Source organism: Actinomadura keratinilytica (assembly GCF_039539665.1).
Taxonomy (GTDB): Bacteria; Actinomycetota; Actinomycetes; order Streptosporangiales; family Streptosporangiaceae; genus Spirillospora; species Spirillospora keratinilytica.
In genome coordinates this window covers 18,147-37,345 of the sequence record NZ_BAABDO010000045.1, presented here as the reverse complement: position 1 = coordinate 37,345, position 19,199 = coordinate 18,147, and the positions used below count along the sequence as shown (strand labels likewise).

16 protein-coding genes, 1 tRNA gene and 1 riboswitch are annotated in these 19,199 nt (G+C 74.1%); of the genes, 4 read left to right on the top strand and 13 right to left on the bottom strand.

Annotation, left to right across the window (positions count from 1 at the left end; all coding sequences use genetic code 11):
- Nucleotide 1: 1 nt before the first annotated feature.
- Nucleotides 2-1,246 (bottom strand): threonine synthase, encoded by a 1,245-nt coding sequence (gene thrC / locus ABD879_RS16320; RefSeq protein ID WP_345022264.1) that lies wholly within the window; start codon nt 1,244-1,246, stop codon nt 2-4.
- Nucleotides 1,247-1,261: 15 nt separating this feature from the next.
- A riboswitch (SAM riboswitch) is annotated at nt 1,262-1,403 on the bottom strand.
- A gap of 384 nt (nt 1,404-1,787) precedes the next feature.
- On the opposite strand from thrC, the gene ABD879_RS16315 reads away from it, so the two are divergent.
- Nucleotides 1,788-3,254, top strand: a complete 1,467-nt coding sequence (locus tag ABD879_RS16315; protein ID WP_345022263.1) for an alpha,alpha-trehalose-phosphate synthase (UDP-forming) — start codon at nt 1,788-1,790, stop codon at nt 3,252-3,254.
- Nucleotides 3,255-3,302: 48 nt separating this feature from the next.
- On the opposite strand, the gene ABD879_RS16310 is transcribed toward ABD879_RS16315, so the two are convergent.
- Together ABD879_RS16310 and ABD879_RS16305 are read right to left on the bottom strand one after the other, a co-directional pair.
- Entirely contained in the window at nt 3,303-4,418 is a 1,116-nt protein-coding gene (locus tag ABD879_RS16310) for a sulfotransferase family protein (RefSeq protein ID WP_345022262.1), read from the bottom strand.
- A 181-nt stretch (nt 4,419-4,599) separates the two neighbouring features.
- Entirely contained in the window at nt 4,600-5,151 is a 552-nt protein-coding gene (locus tag ABD879_RS16305; protein WP_345022261.1) for an RNA polymerase sigma factor, read from the bottom strand.
- Between the two features lie 55 nt (nt 5,152-5,206).
- Here ABD879_RS16305 and ABD879_RS16300 point away from each other — a divergent pair, with 55 nt between their 5' ends.
- Nucleotides 5,207-7,435, top strand: a complete 2,229-nt coding sequence (locus ABD879_RS16300; protein WP_345022260.1) for a serine/threonine-protein kinase — start codon at nt 5,207-5,209, stop codon at nt 7,433-7,435.
- 52 nt (nt 7,436-7,487) lie between these two features.
- On the opposite strand, the gene ABD879_RS16295 is transcribed toward ABD879_RS16300, so the two are convergent.
- Complete coding sequence (locus ABD879_RS16295; RefSeq protein WP_345022259.1) at nt 7,488-8,192, bottom strand: GNAT family N-acetyltransferase; 705 nt, start codon at nt 8,190-8,192, stop codon at nt 7,488-7,490.
- Nucleotides 8,193-8,380: 188 nt separating this feature from the next.
- Here ABD879_RS16295 and ABD879_RS16290 point away from each other — a divergent pair, with 188 nt between their 5' ends.
- Nucleotides 8,381-9,019, top strand: a complete 639-nt coding sequence (locus ABD879_RS16290; RefSeq protein ID WP_345022258.1) for a PadR family transcriptional regulator — start codon at nt 8,381-8,383, stop codon at nt 9,017-9,019.
- A gap of 59 nt (nt 9,020-9,078) precedes the next feature.
- On the opposite strand, the gene ABD879_RS16285 is transcribed toward ABD879_RS16290, so the two are convergent.
- The 3 genes from ABD879_RS16285 to ABD879_RS16275 form a co-directional block, all read right to left on the bottom strand.
- Nucleotides 9,079-9,903 carry a hypothetical protein gene (locus ABD879_RS16285; RefSeq protein ID WP_345022257.1) on the bottom strand — a complete coding sequence of 275 codons (825 nt, stop codon included), beginning with the start codon at nt 9,901-9,903 and terminating at the stop codon, nt 9,079-9,081.
- A gap of 138 nt (nt 9,904-10,041) precedes the next feature.
- Complete coding sequence (gene otsB, locus ABD879_RS16280; protein ID WP_345022256.1) at nt 10,042-10,890, bottom strand: trehalose-phosphatase; 849 nt, start codon at nt 10,888-10,890, stop codon at nt 10,042-10,044.
- 18 nt (nt 10,891-10,908) lie between these two features.
- Nucleotides 10,909-11,226 carry a DUF3263 domain-containing protein gene (locus ABD879_RS16275; RefSeq protein ID WP_345022255.1) on the bottom strand — a complete coding sequence of 106 codons (318 nt, stop codon included), beginning with the start codon at nt 11,224-11,226 and terminating at the stop codon, nt 10,909-10,911.
- A 476-nt stretch (nt 11,227-11,702) separates the two neighbouring features.
- On the opposite strand from ABD879_RS16275, the gene ABD879_RS16270 reads away from it, so the two are divergent.
- On the top strand, nt 11,703-12,299 hold the full coding sequence (locus ABD879_RS16270) for a MarR family winged helix-turn-helix transcriptional regulator (protein WP_345022254.1): 597 nt from the start codon (nt 11,703-11,705) through the stop codon (nt 12,297-12,299).
- A gap of 111 nt (nt 12,300-12,410) precedes the next feature.
- On the opposite strand, the gene ABD879_RS16265 is transcribed toward ABD879_RS16270, so the two are convergent.
- From ABD879_RS16265 to ABD879_RS16240, 6 genes are all read right to left on the bottom strand, one after another.
- Complete coding sequence (locus ABD879_RS16265; RefSeq protein ID WP_345022253.1) at nt 12,411-12,707, bottom strand: SHOCT domain-containing protein; 297 nt, start codon at nt 12,705-12,707, stop codon at nt 12,411-12,413.
- A 103-nt stretch (nt 12,708-12,810) separates the two neighbouring features.
- Nucleotides 12,811-14,832, bottom strand: coding sequence for a S8 family peptidase (locus ABD879_RS16260; protein ID WP_345022252.1), 2,022 nt, complete (start codon nt 14,830-14,832; stop codon nt 12,811-12,813).
- 364 nt (nt 14,833-15,196) lie between these two features.
- A tRNA-Thr gene (locus ABD879_RS16255) sits at nt 15,197-15,269 on the bottom strand.
- Nucleotides 15,270-15,335: 66 nt separating this feature from the next.
- Complete coding sequence (rlmB, locus tag ABD879_RS16250; protein WP_345022251.1) at nt 15,336-16,268, bottom strand: 23S rRNA (guanosine(2251)-2'-O)-methyltransferase RlmB; 933 nt, start codon at nt 16,266-16,268, stop codon at nt 15,336-15,338.
- Nucleotides 16,269-16,396: 128 nt separating this feature from the next.
- Entirely contained in the window at nt 16,397-17,794 is a 1,398-nt protein-coding gene (gene cysS / locus ABD879_RS16245; protein ID WP_345022250.1) for a cysteine--tRNA ligase, read from the bottom strand.
- A 127-nt stretch (nt 17,795-17,921) separates the two neighbouring features.
- Nucleotides 17,922-19,091 (bottom strand): acyl-CoA dehydrogenase, encoded by a 1,170-nt coding sequence (locus ABD879_RS16240; RefSeq protein WP_345022249.1) that lies wholly within the window; start codon nt 19,089-19,091, stop codon nt 17,922-17,924.
- Nucleotides 19,092-19,199 lie beyond the last annotated feature (108 nt).

The window sequence follows — 19,199 nt, the reverse complement described above, 5'->3', positions numbered from 1 at the left end:
GTCAGGCCAGGCCCGCGGCGCGGAACGCCTCCAGGGAGGGGGCGATGTTCGCGGTCGGCGCGACGACGGGGGCGACGGCGTCCAGGGTCTTCAGCCCGTCCCCGGAGTTGATGATCACGGTTTCCGCCTCGGGGTCGAGGGCGCCGGACTCGGCCAGCTTGCGCAGGGTGGCGACGGTGACGCCGCCCGCGGTCTCGCCGAAGATGCCCTCGGTGCGGGCCAGCAGCCGGATGCCCTCGACGACCTGCTCGTCGGTGACGTCCTCGACCGCGCCGCCGGTGCGGCGCGCCACGTCCAGCACGTACGGGCCGTCGGCGGGGTTGCCGATGGCCAGCGACTTGGCGATGGTGTCGGGCTTGACCGGCCGGACGACGTCGTGGCCCTGCTTGAACGCGGCCGCCACCGGCGCGCACCCGGCGGCCTGGGCGCCGAACACCCGGTACGGCCTGTCCTCGACCAGGCCGAGCTTGACGAGCTCCTGGAACGCCTTGTCGATCTTGGTGAGCTGGGAGCCGGAGGCCACCGGGACCACGATCTGGTCGGGCAGCCGCCAGCCGAGCTGCTCGGCGATCTCGTAGCCGAGGGTCTTGGAGCCCTCGGCGTAGTAGGGGCGGACGTTGACGTTGACGAAGGCCCAGTCGTCCTGCTCGCCGGCGATCTCGGAGGCCAGCCGGTTGACGTCGTCGTAGTTGCCGTCGACGGTGACGAAGGTGCCGCCGTACACCGCGGTGGTGAGGATCTTCTGCCGCTCCAGGTCGGACGGGACGAACACCGCGCTGCGGATGCCCGCCCGGGCCGCGGCGGCGGCGACCGCGTTGGCCAGGTTGCCGGTGGACGGGCAGGCCAGCACCTTGAAGCCGAGCTCGCGGGCGGCGGCGAGGGCCACCGCGACCACGCGGTCCTTGAACGAGTGGGTGGGGTTGCCGCTGTCGTCCTTGACCCACAGGCGGCGCAGGCCCAGCGCCTCGGCGAGCTGGTCGGCGCGGACCAGGCGGGTCAGGCCGGGCTCGGTGTTGGGGGTGTCGGCGACGTTGGCCGGCACCGGCAGCAGCCGCCGGTAGCGCCAGATGTTGCGCGGCCCGGCCTCGATGTCGGCGCGGGAGACGTCGCCGAAGTCGTAGGAGATCTCCAGCGGGCCGAAACACTCCTCACACGCGTAGTGCGGGCCGAGTTCGCGGGTGTGTCCGCATTCACGGCAGGTGAGGGCGGTCGCGGGTCCCAGATCGACGGCAGGCGTGACAGCCATGTAGCGAGGCCTTTCTCCCCATCTTTCCTGCGCCACCTTGGTCGCAGGCCGGAGTTGGCACCATTTCCTGGCCGGCCTCGCGGGGTCGCGAGCGCGGACGAACCAGGTGGTTGCCGGGGCTTCACAGGGCCGGTCCCTCCACCCCTCTGGATGAGCGTTCTTCAGTTGTCCTGCGGGCCGCCGAGGGCGGCCGGGCATCGCGTGCGTTCCGCACGAAGGGAACGCTCGGTCACCGAACGTTCCGCATGAGCGGTATCACGTCGTATGTGCGACTTTACATGATCTGACCGGTTGTCGGACAGGCGGGTCTCGCGATGTGAGACATTACCCGCCGTCGCGCCGCGTCACCCGTTCCGGCCGGACAGGTCGGGGTCGCTCACGCCGCGCCGCGACTGCGACGTGCGGCCGCTCCGGGCCGGATCCTACGCCGGGGGCTTGCGGCACAGACGTCGCACCGCCTGTGCGCGGCCCGAAAACCGCCGAAAACGCCTTCCCGCGGGTCCCTTTGGAGCGCGCGCTCGCGAACTGAGACGCTGCCCCTATGAGCCAAGTGCTGGTGGCGTCCAACCGCGGACCGGTGTCGTTCTCGCTCGCCGACGACGGCACCCTGGCCCCGCGGCGCGGCGGGGGCGGCCTGGTGGCGGGACTTGCCGCGGTGACGGAAGCCGACCGCGCCCCGGACGGCGGCCAGGCACCGCCGGACGTGCTGTGGGTGTGCGCGGCGCTCGGGGAAGGCGACCGCTCGGCGGCGCGCCGCGCCCCCGGGGGAAGGCTCGACCTGGACGGGCACGACACGGGCGGAGCGGCCGTGCGCATGCTCGACATACCGGCCGCCACGTTCCACCGCGCGTACAACGCCGTGGCCAACTCCACGCTGTGGTTCGTCCACCACCTGCTCTACGACACGCCCCGCGTCCCGCACTTCGACGCACGCGCACGCCGCGACTGGCAGTCCTACGAGGCGTACAACGCGGCGTTCGCCGACGCCCTGGCCGGCGAAGCCGCCCCGGGCGCCAAGGCCGCGGTGCAGGACTACCACCTGTCGCTGGCACCGCGGATGCTGCGCGACCGCCGCCCCGACCTGAGGATCGTGCACTTCTCGCACACGCCGTGGGCGTCCCCCGAGTACTACCGGCTGCTGCCCGACGACATCGGCGCGGCGGTGCTGGACGGCATCCTCGGCGCCGACCACGCCGGCTTCCTCACCGACCGGTGGGCCGCCGCGTTCCTGGACTGCTGCGAGCAGCTGCTGCCGGGCGCCCGGGTCGACCGCGCGGCCCGGACGGTCACCCGCGGCGGCCACGTCACCCGCGTCGGTGTGCACCCGCTCGGCGTCGACGGGGAGCGGCTGCGGGCGCGGGCCGCCGAGCCGGACGTCGCCGAACGCCGCCGGGCGCTGCGCGAGCAGGTCGGCGACCGGAGGCTCATCGTGCGGATCGACCGCACCGAGCCGTCCAAGAACATCGTGCGCGGCCTGGCCGCCTACCGCGAGATGCTGGCCGACCACCCCGAGTGGCACGGCCGCGTGGTGCACCTGGCGTTCGCCTACCCGTCCCGGTACGACCTGCCCGAGTACCGCGAGTACACCGCGGCGGTGCGGCGGCTGGCCGGGCGGATCCGCGACGAGTACGGCACCGCGTCCTGGGACCCGCTGATCCTGCGGGTCGAGGACGACCTCCCGCGCGCGCTCGCCGCCTACCAGGTGGCCGACGTGCTGGTGGTCAACCCGATCCGCGACGGCATGAACCTGGTCGCCAAGGAGGGCCCGGTGGTGTCGGAGCGCGGCTGCGCGCTGGTGCTGTCGCGGGAGGCGGGCGCGGCGGCCGAGCTGGCGGGCGACGCGCTGACGGTCAACCCCTACGACGTGTCGCAGACCGCCGAGGCGCTGCACCAGGCGCTGCTGATGCCGCCCGACCGCCGCGCCGAACGCTGCGCCCGGCTGGCCGCCGCGGCCACCGCGCTGCCGCCGCGGCGCTGGTTCGCCGACCAGCTGGCCGCCCTCGACTGACCCGCCCCGGCACGACGCCGAGGGCGGCCGGGGTGCGGCGGGCGGCGGTCAGATGCCCGGACGGCCGGTGCGGGCCGGTTCGGCGCGGCGTTCGGCCGCCGGGACGGTGGACGGCCAGGACAGCGCGCGCAGCGGCGAGGCGGGCTCGACGATGAGCGGGGCGGGTCCGGTCCGCTCGGTGGTGAGCAGCGACTCGACCGGGTTGGGCTCGTTGCGCGTGCGCCACCGCTCCCGCAGCCGCTGCTTGCTCTGCGACATGCGGCGGTGGGCGCTGACCTTGGCCAGCCTGGCCAGCTGCCCGCGGGTGGGGCGGGGCGCGCCGCTCGGCTCGTAGCCGTACTCGGCCAGCCGGTCCCCGAACGCCGCCTCCGCCAGGCCGGCCTCCCACGGCTCCAGCCGCCGCGTCCAGGACCCCACGCTGCCGCCGTCGACGGCGCAGTGGGTGCGGCGGTGCCACCGCTTCTGCGGCGGGACGGTCCGCCGCGCGAGCCGGTCCGGCTCGGCCATGGCGGGGTCGTACTCCTCGCCGAGGAACGCGCACAGCCGCATCAGCTCGTCGGCCGGGTCGGCGACGAGCCGTTCGTACTGCAGCTCGTAGTAGGCGTCGGGGCCGAGCTCGGCGGCGTACCGGCGGCCGTGGTCGATCGCCTCCCGCCAGACGCAGATGGCGTGGTTGATGTCCTGCTTGTACCAGGGCATCTCCTTGAGGGACGCCACGCAGTCGCGGCCGTCGCGGATGACATGGACGAACTGGGCGTCGGGGTACATCCGCCGCAGCGCGCCGACGTAGCGGAAGTAGCTGGGCCGCTTGTCGCCCCAGCGGACCCGGTCGAAGCGGCGGGCGTAGGCGCGGAACACGATGGCCAGCGCCGAGCCGAGCGTGGGCGGCCCCGCCGCGATCTCGTCGGCGGTCCGCTCGGGGTCCAGGCCGAGCTCGGCGAACTTGGTGCCCCGCCCGGTGGTGATCCAGTCGGCGAGCGCCCGCAGGTTGCGGCCGTCGCGCAGGTCGCCGAAGTCGCACCGGGACGACCAGGCCGGGATGACGAACCGGGTCTCGGCGGGGACGGCGATCCGGTGGTGCGAGTGCAGCATGAGCTGCAGCAGCGTCGTCCCCGACCGCGGGCACCCGAGGACGAAGATCGGGCGGTCAGTGTGGGCAAACATGCTCGGGATGCTGGCCGACGGGCCCGGCCGCCATCGCGCGCCTAGGCGCACGCTTGCCAAGGCATTACAGATGCTTGGCCGCGGCTGACCAGCCGATTCCGCCGCCTGTAGGCATCCCGGCACGCGGGCGTCCCCGGTGCGCGGACGCTGGGTCGGGCGGGCGCGGGGGCGGGTGGCGAGGTCAGGTGTAGGACTCGCCCAGGGTCTGGCGGACCTGCTTGCGGGCCTCGTGGATGCGGGACTTGACCGTGCCGAGCGGAAGCTGGAGCTGCTCGGCGATCTCGGAGTACTCCAGCTGGGAGACGTCCCGCAGCACCAGCGCCTGGATCAGGTCGGGCTTGCGGGCCTCCAGGTCCTCCATGGCGTCCAGGATGTCCACCCGGGACCCGGCGATGACGCTGGTGCGGCGCGGGTCGGGACGCTGCTGCGGCAGCTCGCCCGCCTGCTCCAGCGAGCGGCGCTTGAGCGAACGGTAGGTGGAACGCGCCGAGTTGGCGACCACCACATGCAGCCACGTGCTGAAACGGGAGCGGCCCTCGAAGCGGTTGATGTTGCGGGCGACCTGCAGCAGCGCGTCCTGGCACGCCTCCTCGGCGTCCTGGCGGCAGGGCAGGAACCGGGAGCAGTGCCGCAGCACGTCGGGCTCGATCGTGCGCAGCAGGTCGTCGAGCGCCGCCCGGTCACCCTGGGCGGCCCTGACGGCCAGCTGCTCGGTCCTGTCGTCCAGTGCCATCGCCGCGCCTCAGCTCGTTCGCACACACACCGCGTTCGTTGGGCATGATACGGGAGTGTCCTTCCCACCAACTGTCGGTCGTTACCGAATCGAGCGGGTCCTCGGATCCGGGGCGTTCGCCTCAGTGTGGCTGGGGCACGACGAGGCTCTGGACGCCCAGGTCGCCATCAAGGTGCTGTCCGGAAGCCTCATCGACGACCTCGACGTGCGCAACCGCTTCCTGGAGGAGGCGCGCATCCTGCGCCGCGCCGACTCCGAGCGGCTCGTCCGCGTGCACGACATCGGGGAGCTCCCGGACGGCCGCCCCTACTTCGTCATGTCCTACGCCGACCGCGGCACCCTCGCCGACCGGATGCGCGAACGGCCACTTCCGGTCAACGAGGCCCTTGCGTACGCCGAGGAGATCGCGTATGGGGTCGAGGTCATCAACTCCCTCGGCGTGATCCACCGCGATCTCAAACCGTCCAACGTGCTGTTCCAGTCCACCCGCAACGGGCGGGAGCGGCTGCTGATCGCCGACCTGGGCCTGGCCAAGGCGCTGGCGCACGCCTCCGGCGCGTTCACCCTGCCGGTGGGCACCCCGGGGTACATGTCGCCCGAGCAGGCGCGTTTCGGCGGCGGCCTGGACGTGCGGGCCGACGTGTACGGGCTGGGCGCGCTGACGTACCACATGGTCGCCGGGCGTCCGCCGGGGCCGCCGCCCGTCAAGAAGCGGCCCAGCGAGCTGCGCGAAGAGGTGCCGCCCGCGTTGGACGAGGTCATTCTGCGCGCACTGGAGGTCGAACGCGAGAAGCGCTACCCCACGGCCGAGGCGTTCGCCGAGGCGCTCTCCACGCTGCGGCCGACCGGTTCGCCGTCCACCCCGCCGTCCACCCCGCCATCCAGTTCGCCGACCGGTTCGCCGTCCACGCAGGGGCACGGCGCGTCCGACGGCGAGGCAGCCGAACCGTCCGCGGCTCCGGCTCCACCCCCCTCCGCTGCGGCACCGCCCTCCACCGCGCCGCCTTCCGCCGCCTCCCCTCCACCGCCTCCTGCAGAACCCGCGGCGACGGCCGTGGACAAGCCGTTCAGCGAGTTCGACACCGAAAGGACCGTCAGAGACAAGCCCCAGCCCCCACCGCCGCAACCGCAGCCGCCCCGCCCCCAAGGACAGGCGCCCCACCCGCAGGGCCACCCGCCCCAGCCGTCGCCGCCCCCGCCGCTCTACCCGCAGTCGCCCGCCCCGGGCGCACCGGTTGACGACGACTCCACCCGCCAGGACTTGCCGAACGCGGGTGACCAGGGAGCGGTCACCGTCGTCGACCATCCGAGCGGCCGCGGCTCCGTTCCGTTCGGCCCGCCCGCGACCCCGCCGGGTCCTTCCGCCCCCGATGGGCCGGCGTCCCCCAGCGCCCCGCAGGGCGACGACCGAACGGCGGCGCTTCCCACCCCGCCGCAGCACGGCCAGCCCCCGGGGCCGGTGCAGCAGCCCGGCGACAGGACCGCGGTGCTCCCGCCCGCCCCGCCGCAGTACCAGGGAGGGCAACCGCCGCCGCCCACCGGGTTCCAGCCCGCCCCGCAGAATCAGGGGGGCCAGGCGGGCGGGGCAGGCCAGGGGCTGCTCGCGCGGCTGAAGGACATCGCGCTGCCGGGGCGCTCGAAGCAGCAGGGCGGCGGGGCCGGATCGGCGCCGGCGCGGAAGGTGCCGCTGCCGCTGGTCATCGGTGCCGGGCTGCTGGGCGTGGCGCTGCTCGTCGGGCTGACGCTGGGCACCGTCCTGTCCGGCGAGGACGAGCAGGAGCCGCCCGCCGAGCCGCGCCTCCCGCAGGACTTCACCCAGGTCGCGGACCCCTCCGGCAAGATCCGCGCGGCGGTGCCGAAGGCATGGCCCGTGGACCGGCAGGAGTCCACCTGGCAGCCGACGACCGTCGCTCTCAACGACGCGCAGCCCCGGCCGGTGCTGCGCGCCACCCCGAACGTGACGCAGTTCAAGGGCGACGGCCCGGCCCCCGGGGTGTTCATCGGCCTCACCAAGGACGTCGCCCAGGGCAAGCTGCCTCCGCCCGGAGTGACGGGGCACCGCACCTGCACCCCGGCGGGCACGGAGAACTACACCTCCCCCGACAAGGCCCTGACCGGCACGATCACGCGGTTCACCGGGTGCCGGGCCGGCACCCCGTCCGTCACCGAGGTCGGCCTGCGCGACAGCCGCGGCACCTTCGGCGTGTGGATCCGCATCAAGGAGAACGACAACCGCGACCTCACCAAGACCATCCTGGACAGCCTCAAACTGACCGCGCCCTAGCGTCATGGCGTCGCGTCATGGCGTTACGGCATAACGCCACGGCGGCACAGCGTCACGGCGTCCGGAACCCGCGGAACGTCACGCGCCTGCGGACCGCGAAGCCGAGCCGCTCGTAGAGCGCGAGCGCGCCGGTGTTGGCCGCGGCCACGTGGAGGAACGGGCGCTCGTTCCGGGCGGTGATGCGCGCGGCCAGCGCCCGCACCAGGCGGGTGGCGTGGCCCCGTCCGCGCGCATCGGGGGCGGTGCAGACGGCGCTGATCTCGGTCCATCCCGGCGGCCGGAGCCGTTCGCCCGCCATGGCGACCAGCACGCCGTTCTCCCGGATGCCCAGATAGGTGCCGAGTTCGCGGGTGCGGGGCCAGAACGGTCCCGGCCGGGTCCGCGCCGTGAGGCCGAGCATCTCGGGCACATCGTCGGCGCCCAGTTCGACCACTTCCGCGTCGGGCCCGTCCTCGGGGTGGTCGGGGAGGCCGTCGGCGGGGCCGACCAGCTGGAAGCCGTCGAGGGTGAAGACGGGCTCCCAGTCCGCGGGCGGGGTCGCCGGATGGCTGAACAGATCGGCCAGCTCGCCGCGGCCGAGCAGGCGGGCGAGGTCGGCCCACTCCGCCGGGTCGGGGTCGGCGGACACCGCGGAGAAGGTGGCGACCTCCGGCAGGTATCCGGCCGCGCGGCCGAGTCGGCGGGCCAGATGTCCGTGACGGCTGCGGAGCGACTCACCAACCGGATCGTCGAGTACGGCGACGTCGCTGTCGGTCATGTGCCTGCCTTTCCTGTCGTGTGCGGGAGCCGGTCGCCCGGACGCTGTCACGGGGCCGGGAGAGGCTACCGCCGGTCCGCCCCGCTCTCCGCACGGGGGCCGCTCCGAGCCCTGGCTGTTGTATCGCGACCGATTTCGATATATCGTTAATGTATCGCGAGCAATCAACAGTGGAAGGATGAGCTGCGATGCGTCACCACGATCACTTCATCCGGCACGGCCGGTTCCCCGAGGACGAGGCGCGAGGCCGGCGGGGCGGCCCGTTCGGCGGCTGGGGCCCGGGGCCGGGCGGCCCGGGGTTCGGGCCCGGTTACGGTCCCGGCTTCGGCCCCGCTTTCGGGCCGGGACGCCGCGGCAAGCGGGGGCCCGGCGGCGGACGCCGCATCAAGCGCGGCAACGTGCGGGCGGCCCTGCTGGCCCTGCTGGCCGAGCGGCCCATGCACGGCTACGAGATGATCCAGGAGCTCGAAGAGCGCACCGGCGGCGTCTGGCGGCCGAGCCCCGGCTCGGTCTACCCGACGCTGCAGATGCTGGAGGACGAGGGCAAGCTCGTCAGCGAGCAGGACGGCGGCAAGCGCCTGTTCAGCCTGACCGACGCGGGCCGCGAGGAGGCCGCCGCACAGCCCGCTCCGCCCTGGGAGGAGCTGACGGACACCGTCGGCGAGCAGGAGCTGCGCGGCCGCCAGGCGATCGCCCAGCTGATGGGCGCGCTGCACCAGGTCGCCGCCGTCGGCAGCCCGTCGCAGCAGGAGCGCGCGCTGGAGGTCGTCAACGACGCCCGCCGCCGCCTGTACAGCATCCTCGCCGACGATCCCGCGGCCGAGTGACCCCGGAGAGCGAGTGCCCCCGGGGCGGCGGCCCGCATCCGGCGCGCGGCCGTGCGCGCTCAGCCGCGCGACCGGGTGGGGAAGGGGACCAGGCGGGCCGGCCGGTCGGCCATGTAGAGCTGCTTCCACACGTACAGGCGCAGGTCGCCGCGGCGCAGGCGGCGGTCGACCGGCACCTCGACGGTCACGCGCACCAGGTAGGACGAGCCCGGCGGCAGGTAGCGGTCGCCGCCGTCCCCGGGGATCAGCGCACCGCCCGACAGCCTCCGGACGACCTCGCTCTTGGTGGGCGGGGTGCACATGCTCTCGGGGACGCCCGCCTGCCACACGCAGCGGCCGCGGTCCCGCGCGGCGACCAGGCTCCGCCGGACGAACACGTCGCCGGGGAAGTCGAGCAGCACGCGGTCCTTCGTGGGGTTGCTCAGGATGTAGTCGATGTAGGGGAAGGACCCCTTCGCGGGCGGGGACGACTGCTGGGTGGTGACGGCGGCGTTCTCCAGGCCCCCGGTCACCGCCTGGAGCCGGTAGCGGGAACCGTCCGCCGTGCCGACGTCGACCGGTGAGCCCGCCCGGGGCCGCGCCGCGCCGGCCCGGCCCGCCTCGGAGGCCGCGCTCTGGCCGCCCCGCGGGCTTTCGGCACGCGGGTTCCCGTCCCGCAGCCCGGGCATGAGCAGCACCCCCGTGCCGATCAGCACGGCGGCGACGGCCATGGCGCACGCGGCGACCACGCCCGCGCGGCGTCCGGAACGCCGCCGCTCGCGCCGGCGGCGATCGGCGCCGCGCGGGCGGAGCCGCACCTGGATGCCGCTGGTGTCATGAACGCCGATCGGGCCGCCCGTGCCCGTCGCGGACGGCGGGAAGGGTTTGTCCTGGCCGGTGTCCATGTCAACGCTCCTGCTCCAACGCCCCCGAGCCACGGCTGCGTTCCGCCGTGGCCGTGAACAGTGTGACGCAGGCGGACGCCCGAACCGTTGCCCGCCCCCCGGACATCGCGGCGACGCGCCATCGACCGGGCGACGGACTCAGCGCCCGTCCAGGGAGCCGGCGAGGGCGTCCAGGAAGCGGACCACCCCGTCGGGGCCGTCCACCACCAGATCGGCGCGGTCGGCGAGGGCGGTGACCTCGGCCGAGCCGCTGCACACCTTCACCCCGGGGACGCCCTCGGCGCGCAGCGCGTCGATCGCATCGTAGGCGGCCAGGTCGCCGAGGTCGTCGCCGGCGAACAGCACCGCCGAGGGGAAGGGGCGGCCGCCGGAGCGGGCGGGGCGCGCCTCGTCCAGGAAGCGGCGCAGGGCCCTGCCCTTGTCCATGCCGGGCGGGCGCAGTTCCAGGACGAACCGTCCCGGCTCCACGGTCAGGCCGGTGCGTTCGGCGAGCGCCTCCAGGACGCCGCGCAGCCGGTCGAGCGCGACCTGCGGCTCGGCGCAGCGGCGGGTGTGCACCGCCACCGCCTGCCCCTTGTCCTCGACGTAGGTCGCGTCCGGCGCGCCCGCGGCCCTGAGTACCTCGGGCAGCTTGGCGCGCGCCTCGGCGACGCCGGGCGGCGGCTCGGGCGTGGTCAGCTCGCCGGCCTCCCAGCGCTCCAGGCCGTACTGCCCGAGCACCACCAGGCCGTCCACGCCGTCGAGCCCGCCGTACTCCACGGCCACGGCCGCGGGACGGCCGGTGATGACCGCCAGCGCGCCCACGCGCGGGGCGAGGCGGGCCAGCGCCGCGGCCGCCCCGGGATGGGCCCGTGCCGCCGCCGGGTCGTCGACGATGGGCGCGAGCGTGCCGTCGAAGTCGAACCCGAGCACGGCGCCGCGCGGGTCGGTGCGGATCGCGTCCAGGCCGTCCGTGCCGGCGGCCGTCGTTGGGGAGAAGAGGTTCACCCGTCCAGTGTTGGGCACTCAGGGCCGGATGCCGAACCGGCGCGCGGCGCGCTGCCGCTGCCGTTGCGCGCGCATCCGGCGCAGGCGCTTGACGAGCATCGGGTCGTACTCCAGGGCTTCGGGGCGGTCGAGCAGGATGTTGAGGAGCTGGTAGTAGCGCGTCGCCGACATGTCGAACCGCTCGCGGATCGCCTGCTCCTTGGCGCCGGCGTACTTCCACCACTGCCGTTCGAAGGCGAGTATCCGGCGGTCGCGCTCGGACAGTTTGCCGGCCGGGAAGGCGGGGTCGTCGTCCTGGCCGTCGGGCACCGGTTGCAGGGCTGGGCCGTCGTTCATGCTGCCGTCCTGTCGGGGGCCGTCGTCGGGGCCGCACGCGGGGGGTCGCCGGCGGGGGCCGACGTCTCGCACATGACGTCCCCTCTGTGGTTAGTGATCCCGGGTCGTCCGGGTTCGGCCGGTGCCATGGTACGCGTCCGCGCGGCCATCGGCCGGGTGTTCCGCCGGAACGGCACGGCGGCGGCCGGTGATGGCATAGGGCTGAGGGGGCCACGTCGCCACGAACGGCTACCAGTGCACCACAAAGCGGCCTTCGGACGGTGCGTCTCGGCGCGCCTGTCGGCGGTTTCCTCGCGGACTGCCCGCGATATCGCCCGACGCCGGACGTCGCACCCCGGGCATGCCACTATCGGACGGCGGCCCGCGTTGTGCCAGGAGAAGGACACGGGGGAACGCATGTAGATTGCACGCGTTTTCATGTGTACGCTGCAATCGCATTTGCGGACAGACCGACACGGTGAACGGAGGCCGTGGCAATGGCGACGGAGCACGCGTCCGGGGGATCCACCTCCTCCCAGGACTCCGCCGAGCCTCCCGACCCCGTCCTGTCGGACATCAGCCGGGCGCTGTTCCATCTGCGCCGGGTCTGGTTCAAGCCCGATCTGATGAAGAAGATCCGGGCACAGACCTCCGGCGGGCCGGGCGGGCGCCCGCTGCAGCTGTCCAACCTGATGGTGGTGCACGCGATCGCCGCGCTGTCGGCCGCCGCGGAGGACCCGGGCTGCCCCACGGCCGAGGTCACGGTCGGCGCGGTCGCCGAACGCCTGGAGATCGACCCGTCCACCGCCAGCCGGCTCGTCGGCCACGCCATCGACGCGGGCCTGGTGTCGCGCCGCCCGTCCCCGGTGGACGCCCGCCGCGCCAACCTCGGCCTCACCGAGGCGGGCCGCCGCGTCCGGCAGGTCGCCGAACGCTCCCGCCGCGCCTATCTGGCGGGCCTGATGTCCGACTGGACCCCCGAGGAGCGCGCCGAGTTCGCCCGCCTGCTCACCCGCTTCACCGAAGCCGCCGTCCGGACGCCCGCCGAACTGGAGGGCATCGACAAGATCTTCCGCGAGGCCGGCGCCGACTGACCGCCCGCCCCCGCGCTCCCACCGGCCCCGGACGAACGAACCGCCCGGCGGCGGAAACAGCCCCCGGGCTGCCGACGGGGCGCGGCCTGGGCCGGACGGCACCGGCCAGGGTCAGCCGTTGCGCAGGGCTGACAGGCGGCTGAAGTACTCGTCCTCGTCGATCTCGCCGCGGGCGAAGCGTTCGGCCAGCGTGGCGTGCGCGCGGGCCAGCGGGTCGGTCTGGGCCGCGGTCGCGGTCATGCGGCGGCGGATCAGGTAGAAGCCCGCCGCCAGCACGGCCGCCCAGAACAACCCGAAAGTGATCGGGAACACCGGCCACCAGGCGGGCGCGTCGTTCCAGCCGTTGCCGTGCCAGCCGCCCGGGCCCGGGTGCGCGGCCAGCGCCGTGAGCGTCGCCGTCATCGTCATCGACCTCCTGTCGTCGGATGCTCCGATGCTCGGCGACAGGTCCGGGCCGTGTCGTCGTACGCCTGGAGGCTCTGCCGCTACGCCGCGCGGAGTAGCCCGGGGCTCACCACCACGGCGGCCGGTAGTCGTCCTCGTCGGGCGGCCGTTGCGTGCGGGAGGGGCGCCCCAGGGAGTCGTCGTTCAGGCCGGGTGGCGGGATGAACGTGCCGGGCGGCGGGCCGGTGTCGTCCAGGCCGGGCGGGGGCGCGGACGGGAACGCCACCGCGGGCAGCTCGTCGGTCGTGCTGTCCGCGGGCGCCTCGGGCACGTCCCCCTGGCGCGGTGACGGGGGAAGGGTGGTGGAGCCGGGGTCTTCCGCGGAGTCGAGGGCGTCGCCCAGCACGCTGCGGCGGAACCTCTCCCACTCCTCGTCGTCGAACACCGGCTCGTCGGCCTGGCGGGCGGGCTCGTCGGACGGGTCAGGGTCGTCGGCCTTGCCGTGGAAGCCGTTCAGGCCGTCCAGCCTGTGCCCCTCGGGGGGTTCGGCGGGGGCCGTCCCGAAGCCGTTCACACCGGTGGCGCCGCCGCTGAACTGCTCCGGTACGAAGGGACGCAGCCGCCACTGCTGCTCGGGCTCAGGCCAGGGCTCGGGGTCGGGCGCGGGCTGCGGCTCCTGCCGCGGCTCGGAGGTGGGCTCCGACGCGGTCCGGGACTCCGCTTCCGGCGGCGGCGGGGGCGGCGGGGCCACGGGCATCAGGGGCGGATCGCCCCCCGGGAAGACCTCGTTGCTCTGCCACAAAGGGGCGTGCACGGGGGCCACCGAGACGCCGGACGGGTCGCCCGCCTGCGCACCGACGGGCTCGGGCGGATGCCTGGGCCGCAGCACCTCGTACGGGGAGTCGTCGTCGGCGTCGTCCTCGAAGTCGTCCTCGAAGTCGTCCTCGGGCCGCCTCCGCTGCAGCCAGCCCAGCAGCACGCCCGCCGCCACCAGGACACCGCCGCCCACCAGGATGGCGGGCAGCATGAAGCCCGCCCCCTCCTCCTCCGCGGCGACGTCGGTCTCCGCCGGCTCGGCCGAGGGGACGGGGGTCGCCCCCGGGCCGCGGGTCGACCGGCTGATGGAGGCGGCGACGGCCATGGCGCGTACGGCGTCCACTGTCGTGGAGCACGTGGTGACGCCGCCGGGCTGGTCGCGGGGCACCGACCCCTGGACGAGCGCCTGCCGCACCTGCTGCGGCGTCAGGCTCGGGTAGCGGGCGCGGATCAGCGCGGCGACCCCGGCGACGATGGCCGAGGACGGGCTCGTCCCCGTGCCGACCACGTAGCCGCTGCTGGCGTCCGCGCTGACGATGTCGACGCCGGGCGCGCACACCTCCACGTACGAGTGCCGGTTGCTGTCCTTCCAGATGCGCATCCGCCGGTCGACGGCCCCGACGGCGATGACCCCCGGATAGGCGGCGGGGAAGTTCTTGCGGTTGGCGCCCGACCCGTCGTTGCCCGCCGACGCGATCAGCACCACGCCCCTGTCGAGCGCGTACCGGATCGCGTTCTCCTCACTGGAGCTGCCGTCGTAGAACAGCTTGCCGCCGCCCAGCGACATGTTGATGATGTCGGCGCCGTGGTCGACCGCGTACCGGATGCCCTGCGCGACCGCGTCCCGATTGCGGCCGCCGAGCTGCCCGCCGGCCTGCCGCAGCGGATCGTCGTTCTCCCACGTCACCCGGACCGACAGGATGCGGGCCTGGGGCGCCACGCCCATCACGCCCTGCGCACCGCCCGGTCCGTGGCCGTGCCCGGCGATGATGCTCGCCATCGACGTGCCGTGCAGGCCCCAGTACCGGCTGCCGGGGCGGCGCAGCCCGCCGGTGAGGTCCGGCCCGGTGGTCACCCGGCCCACCAGGTCGGGGTGCTTGCGGTCGACCCCGGTGTCCAGCACCGCGACGGTCACGCCGCCGCCCTTGGACGTGCGCCACACGCGGGGGACGCGCAGTGCGGTCAGATGCCACTGCCGGGCCCGGATCTGGTCGGTGCGCGCGGCGGCCGCGGCGCCGGCGGGGCGCACGGGAAAGACGAAGACGGCGGTGAGGGTCAGCGCCGAGAGCGTCGCACCGAGGCGGGCGGGCAGGCGCCGACCGGCCTGGGACACGCCGCCGCACCTCCTCCCGGCAGTCGGCCCGGGGTGTGCCCCCGGCCCCGGCCCCCGGTGCTCCCTGGAAAGCCCCGCTTCCGCCCCGTCGCGGAAGGCGACCGTGGTCCGTGCATCCTCGACGGGGAAGCGCGTCTACCCCCGCCACCACGAGCCCTGGCGCCTCTCCGAACGCGTGTCATTCTGCCATGGGGACACCGCAGGGCCCGGGCACTCGGCACATTCGGGCACGCTCCGGGACAGCGCGTATGACGCCTCCCCCGCCGTTCGCGCACGACCGGAAGGGGCGGGTGGCCGTACTCGGCGGCCGTACGCCTCATCGCAAAGCCCCCTCCCCTGCGCGGAAGAGGGCTTCGACCTGCGGAGCCGGTGAGGGGACTTGAACCCCTAACCCCCTGTTTACAAGACAGGTGCTCTGCCAATTGAGCTACACCGGCAGGTTCGTCCCGCATGGTAGTCGACGCCGCGGGTGATGCGCTTGCCGGTATTCGGGAAGGCGGCGGTCAGGCCCCGCGGCGGCGGGCGACCTCGTACAGGGCGATGCCGGCGGCCACACCGGCGTTGAGGGACTCGGCGCGGCCCGGCATGGGGATGGTCGCCAGCAGGTCGCAGGTTTCGGCGACCAGGCGGCCCAGGCCCTTGCCCTCGGAGCCGACGACCAGCACGAACGGCCCGTCGGCGACCTCCAGGTCGGCGACGGTGACGGCGCCGCGCGCGTCCAGGCCCGCGACGAAGCAGCCCGCCTGCTGGTACGCCTTGAGCTGCCGGGCCAGGTTGGTGGCGCGGGCCACCGGCACCGCGGTCAGCGTCCCCGCCGACGCCTTCCAGGTTCCCGCGGTGACCCCGGCGGCGCGGCGTTCGGGCACCACCACCCCGGACGCGCCGAACGCGGCCGCCGACCGCACGATCGCGCCGAGGTTGCGCGGGTCGGTGATGCCGTCCACGGCCACGATCAGCGGCGCGGCGCCCTTCAGCAGGTCGTCGGGGTGGGCGTAGCGGTACGGCCGCACCTGCAGGGCGATGCCCTGGTGGACGGCGCCGTCGGTGAGGCGGTCGAGCTCGGGCTTGGCCGTCTCCAGCAGCGGGATGCCCCGGTCCGCGGCCAGCTGGATCGACTCGCGGACGCGCTCGTCGGTGCCGGACGTCACGTACAGCGCGCTGCCCGGCACGCCGGCGCGCAGGGCCTCCAGCACGGGGTTGCGGCCGACGACCAGCTCGGGGGCCTCGCCGTCGGTGCGGCGCGCGCCCGCGGGGCGGCCCCGGACCGCCGCCTCGGCGGCGCGCCGGGCCTCGGCGAGCTTCTCCCGCCCGCCCGGCCCCAGGGTGGGGGTGCCGGTGCGGCGGGCGTTCTTGGCGGCCCGGGCACGCTGCCGTTTGGCGTGCCAGTGGCGGTCTTCGGCCTTGGGGGTGGGCCCTCGGCCCTTGCGCTTGGCCATGGTCGTTCTGTACGCCCTTCTGCACTTTCGCTCGCGTTAGGGCGGCACAGCGGCGAACGCCCCGAACACGCGATTTTACGTCGCGTACCGGCCGGCCGCGGCGCGACGATCCGCCGCGACCGGCCCGGTCAGGTCCGCTTGAGCTCCCAGCGGGGGCCGTGGGGGGTGTCCTCCACCACGATCCCGGCCTTGGCGAGCTGGTCGCGGATGGCGTCGGCGGAGGCGTAGTCCTTGCGGGCGCGGGCCGCCTGCCGCTGGTCGAGCGCGACGGTGACGAGGGCCTCCACCACGGGCAAAAGGTCCTCCTCGCCGGCGCGGGACCACTGCCGCGACAGCGGGTCCAGCCCCAGGACGTCCATCATGGCCCGCACCGAGGCCAGGTGGCGGCGGGCGGCCTCCTGGTCGCCGGACGCCAGCGCGCTGTTGCCCTCCCGCACGGTCTCGTGCACGACGGCCAGCGCCTGCGGCACGCCCAGGTCGTCGTCCAGCGCGGCGGCGAACGCCTCGGGCAGCTCGCCGTCGGCGAGGCCCGCCCCCACCTGCTCGGCGGCGCGGGTCACGAACCCCTCGACGCGCTGGTAGGCGGACACGGCCTCGGCCAGGGCCGCGTCGGTGTAGTCCATGAGGGACCGGTAGTGCGCCGACGCCAGGTAGTAGCGGATCTCGGCCGGACGGGCCCTGCCGAGCAGGTCGTCGAGCAGGACGACGTTGCCGACCGACTTGGCCATCTTCTCGCCGTCGACGGTGAGCAGCCCGTTGTGCAGCCAGTAGCGGGCGAACCCGTCCCCGGCCGCCTGCGACTGGGCGATCTCGTTCTCGTGGTGCGGGAAGATCAGGTCGACGCCGCCGCCGTGGATGTCGAACGTGGGCCCGAGGTACTTGGTGGCCATGGCCGAGCACTCCAGGTGCCAGCCGGGGCGCCCCTCGCCCCACGGGGTCTCCCAGGACGGCTCGCCCGGCTTGGCGCTCTTCCACAGCGCGAAGTCGCGCGGGTCGCGCTTGTACTCCTCGTTGGGGGTGTCGCCGGCCGAGCGCATGTTCTCCAGGCGCTGGTTGGACAGCGCCCCGTACCGGTCGGCCCACGACTTGACGTCGAAGTAGACGTCCCCGCCGGCGGCGTAGGCGTGCCCGGCCTCGATCAGCCGCCGGATCAGCACGATCATCTCCGGGACGTGCCCGGTGGCGCGCGGCTCGATCGTGGGCGGCAGGCAGCCGAGCAGGTCGTAGCCCCGGGTGAAGACGCGCTGGTTCGCCTCGGCCACCGCGAACCACGGGCGGCCCTGGGCCTGCGACACCGCGATGATCTTGTCGTCGACGTCGGTGACGTTGCGGACGAAGGTCACCTCGTAGCCGGACCGGCGCAGCCAGCGCAGCAGCACGTCGTAGATGACGCCCGAGCGCAGATGGCCGATGTGCGGGGCGGCCTGCGGCGTGGCACCACACACGTACATCCCCACGCGCCCCTCCTCCAGGGGCTCGAACGTGCGGACGCTACGGGTTCCGGTGTCGTACAGGCGCAGACTCACGTGCCCAGGTTATTGGATCCCTCGTGCGGTCGTGCGGCCCTTCGCACCGGCCGTGCGCTCCGCGCCCCCGTCCGGGGGCCCGTTTCGGAGTGGCAGCGGGCGGTGGTCCGGGCCGCAGGCGACCGTGTCACTTGAGGAGCTGACGGGCCATGACCATGCGCTGGATCTGGTTGGTGCCCTCGTAGATCTGGGTGATCTTGGCGTCGCGCATCATCCGCTCGACCGGGAACTCGCGGGTGTAGCCGTACCCGCCCAGCAGCTGCACGGCGTCGGTGGTGATGTCCATCGCCACGTCCGAGGCCAGGCACTTGCACGCCGACGACACGAACGTCAGGTCCGGCACCTGCTCGCCGTTCATGGCCCGCTCGGACTTGACCGCCGCGTGGTAGGTGAGCTGCCGCGCCCCCTCCAGCCGCATCGCCATGTCGGCCAGCATGAACTGCACGCCCTGGAAGTCGGCGATCGCCTTGCCGAACTGCTTGCGCTCCTTGACGTAGCCCAGCGCGTAGTCCAGCGCGCCCTGCGCGATGCCGATGGCCTGGGCGGCGATGGTGATGCGGGTGTGGTCGAGGGTGGCCAGGGCGGTCTTGAAGCCGGTGCCCTCGGCGCCGATGATGCGGTCGGCCGGGATGCGCACGTCCTCCAGGATCACCTGCCGCGTCGGCGACCCCTTGATGCCCAGCTTGCGCTCCTTGGCGCCGAACGACACGCCCTCGTCGTCCTTGTCCACGATGAACGCGGAGATGCCCCGCGCCCCCGCCGACGGGTCGGTGACGGCCATCACCGTGTAGTACTGCGACACCCCCGCGTTGGTGATCCACATCTTGGTGCCGTTGAGCACCCAGTGGTCGCCGTCGCGCACCGCCCGCGTCTTCATCGACGCGGCGTCCGACCCGGCCTCGGGCTCCGACAGCGCGTAGGAGAACATGGCCTCGCCGCGCGCGACGGGGGTCAGGTACTTTTTCTTGAGCTCTTCGGAGCCGGCCAGCAGCACGGGCACGGTGCCCAGCTTGTTGACCGCCGGGATCAGCGAGGAGGACGCGCACACCCGGGCGACCTCCTCGATCACGATCACGGTGGCCAGCGCGTCCGCCCCGGCGCCCCCGTAGGCCTCGGGGATGTGCACCGCGTGCAGGTCGTTCTGCACCAGCGCGTCCAGCGCCTCCTGCGGGAACCGGGACTCCTCGTCCACCTGCGCGGCGAACGGCGCGATCTTGGCCTCGGCCAGCTCGCGGACCGTGCTGCGCAGCATCTCATGCTCGTCCGACGGGGCATACGTGGGAAAGTCGGGACTCATACGGCAGATGCTACCCGCCAGTAAAGTCCGTCGACCGCACACGGGGCGCCCCGTCGGTCGCATGCGGGGTACCCGTCGGACGCGGCCGCGACAGGGGGCACTACAACA

What these genes read in the sequence shown, in the direction of transcription:
- ABD879_RS16240 (WP_345022249.1), bottom strand. Translation starts at nt 19,091, where the DNA reads ATGAGTCCCGACTTTCCCACGTATGCCCCGTCGGACGAGCATGAGATG.
- ABD879_RS16295 (WP_345022259.1), bottom strand. Translation starts at nt 8,192, where the DNA reads ATGACCGACAGCGACGTCGCCGTACTCGACGATCCGGTTGGTGAGTCG.
- ABD879_RS16305 (WP_345022261.1), bottom strand. Translation starts at nt 5,151, where the DNA reads ATGGCACTGGACGACAGGACCGAGCAGCTGGCCGTCAGGGCCGCCCAG.
- ABD879_RS16270 (WP_345022254.1), top strand. Translation starts at nt 11,703, where the DNA reads ATGGCGACGGAGCACGCGTCCGGGGGATCCACCTCCTCCCAGGACTCC.
- thrC (WP_345022264.1), bottom strand. Translation starts at nt 1,246, where the DNA reads ATGGCTGTCACGCCTGCCGTCGATCTGGGACCCGCGACCGCCCTCACC.
- rlmB (WP_345022251.1), bottom strand. Translation starts at nt 16,268, where the DNA reads ATGGCCAAGCGCAAGGGCCGAGGGCCCACCCCCAAGGCCGAAGACCGC.
- ABD879_RS16310 (WP_345022262.1), bottom strand. Translation starts at nt 4,418, where the DNA reads ATGTTTGCCCACACTGACCGCCCGATCTTCGTCCTCGGGTGCCCGCGG.
- ABD879_RS16275 (WP_345022255.1), bottom strand. Translation starts at nt 11,226, where the DNA reads ATGAACGACGGCCCAGCCCTGCAACCGGTGCCCGACGGCCAGGACGAC.
- ABD879_RS16315 (WP_345022263.1), top strand. Translation starts at nt 1,788, where the DNA reads ATGAGCCAAGTGCTGGTGGCGTCCAACCGCGGACCGGTGTCGTTCTCG.
- ABD879_RS16265 (WP_345022253.1), bottom strand. Translation starts at nt 12,707, where the DNA reads ATGACGATGACGGCGACGCTCACGGCGCTGGCCGCGCACCCGGGCCCG.
- ABD879_RS16290 (WP_345022258.1), top strand. Translation starts at nt 8,381, where the DNA reads ATGCGTCACCACGATCACTTCATCCGGCACGGCCGGTTCCCCGAGGAC.
- ABD879_RS16285 (WP_345022257.1), bottom strand. Translation starts at nt 9,903, where the DNA reads ATGGACACCGGCCAGGACAAACCCTTCCCGCCGTCCGCGACGGGCACG.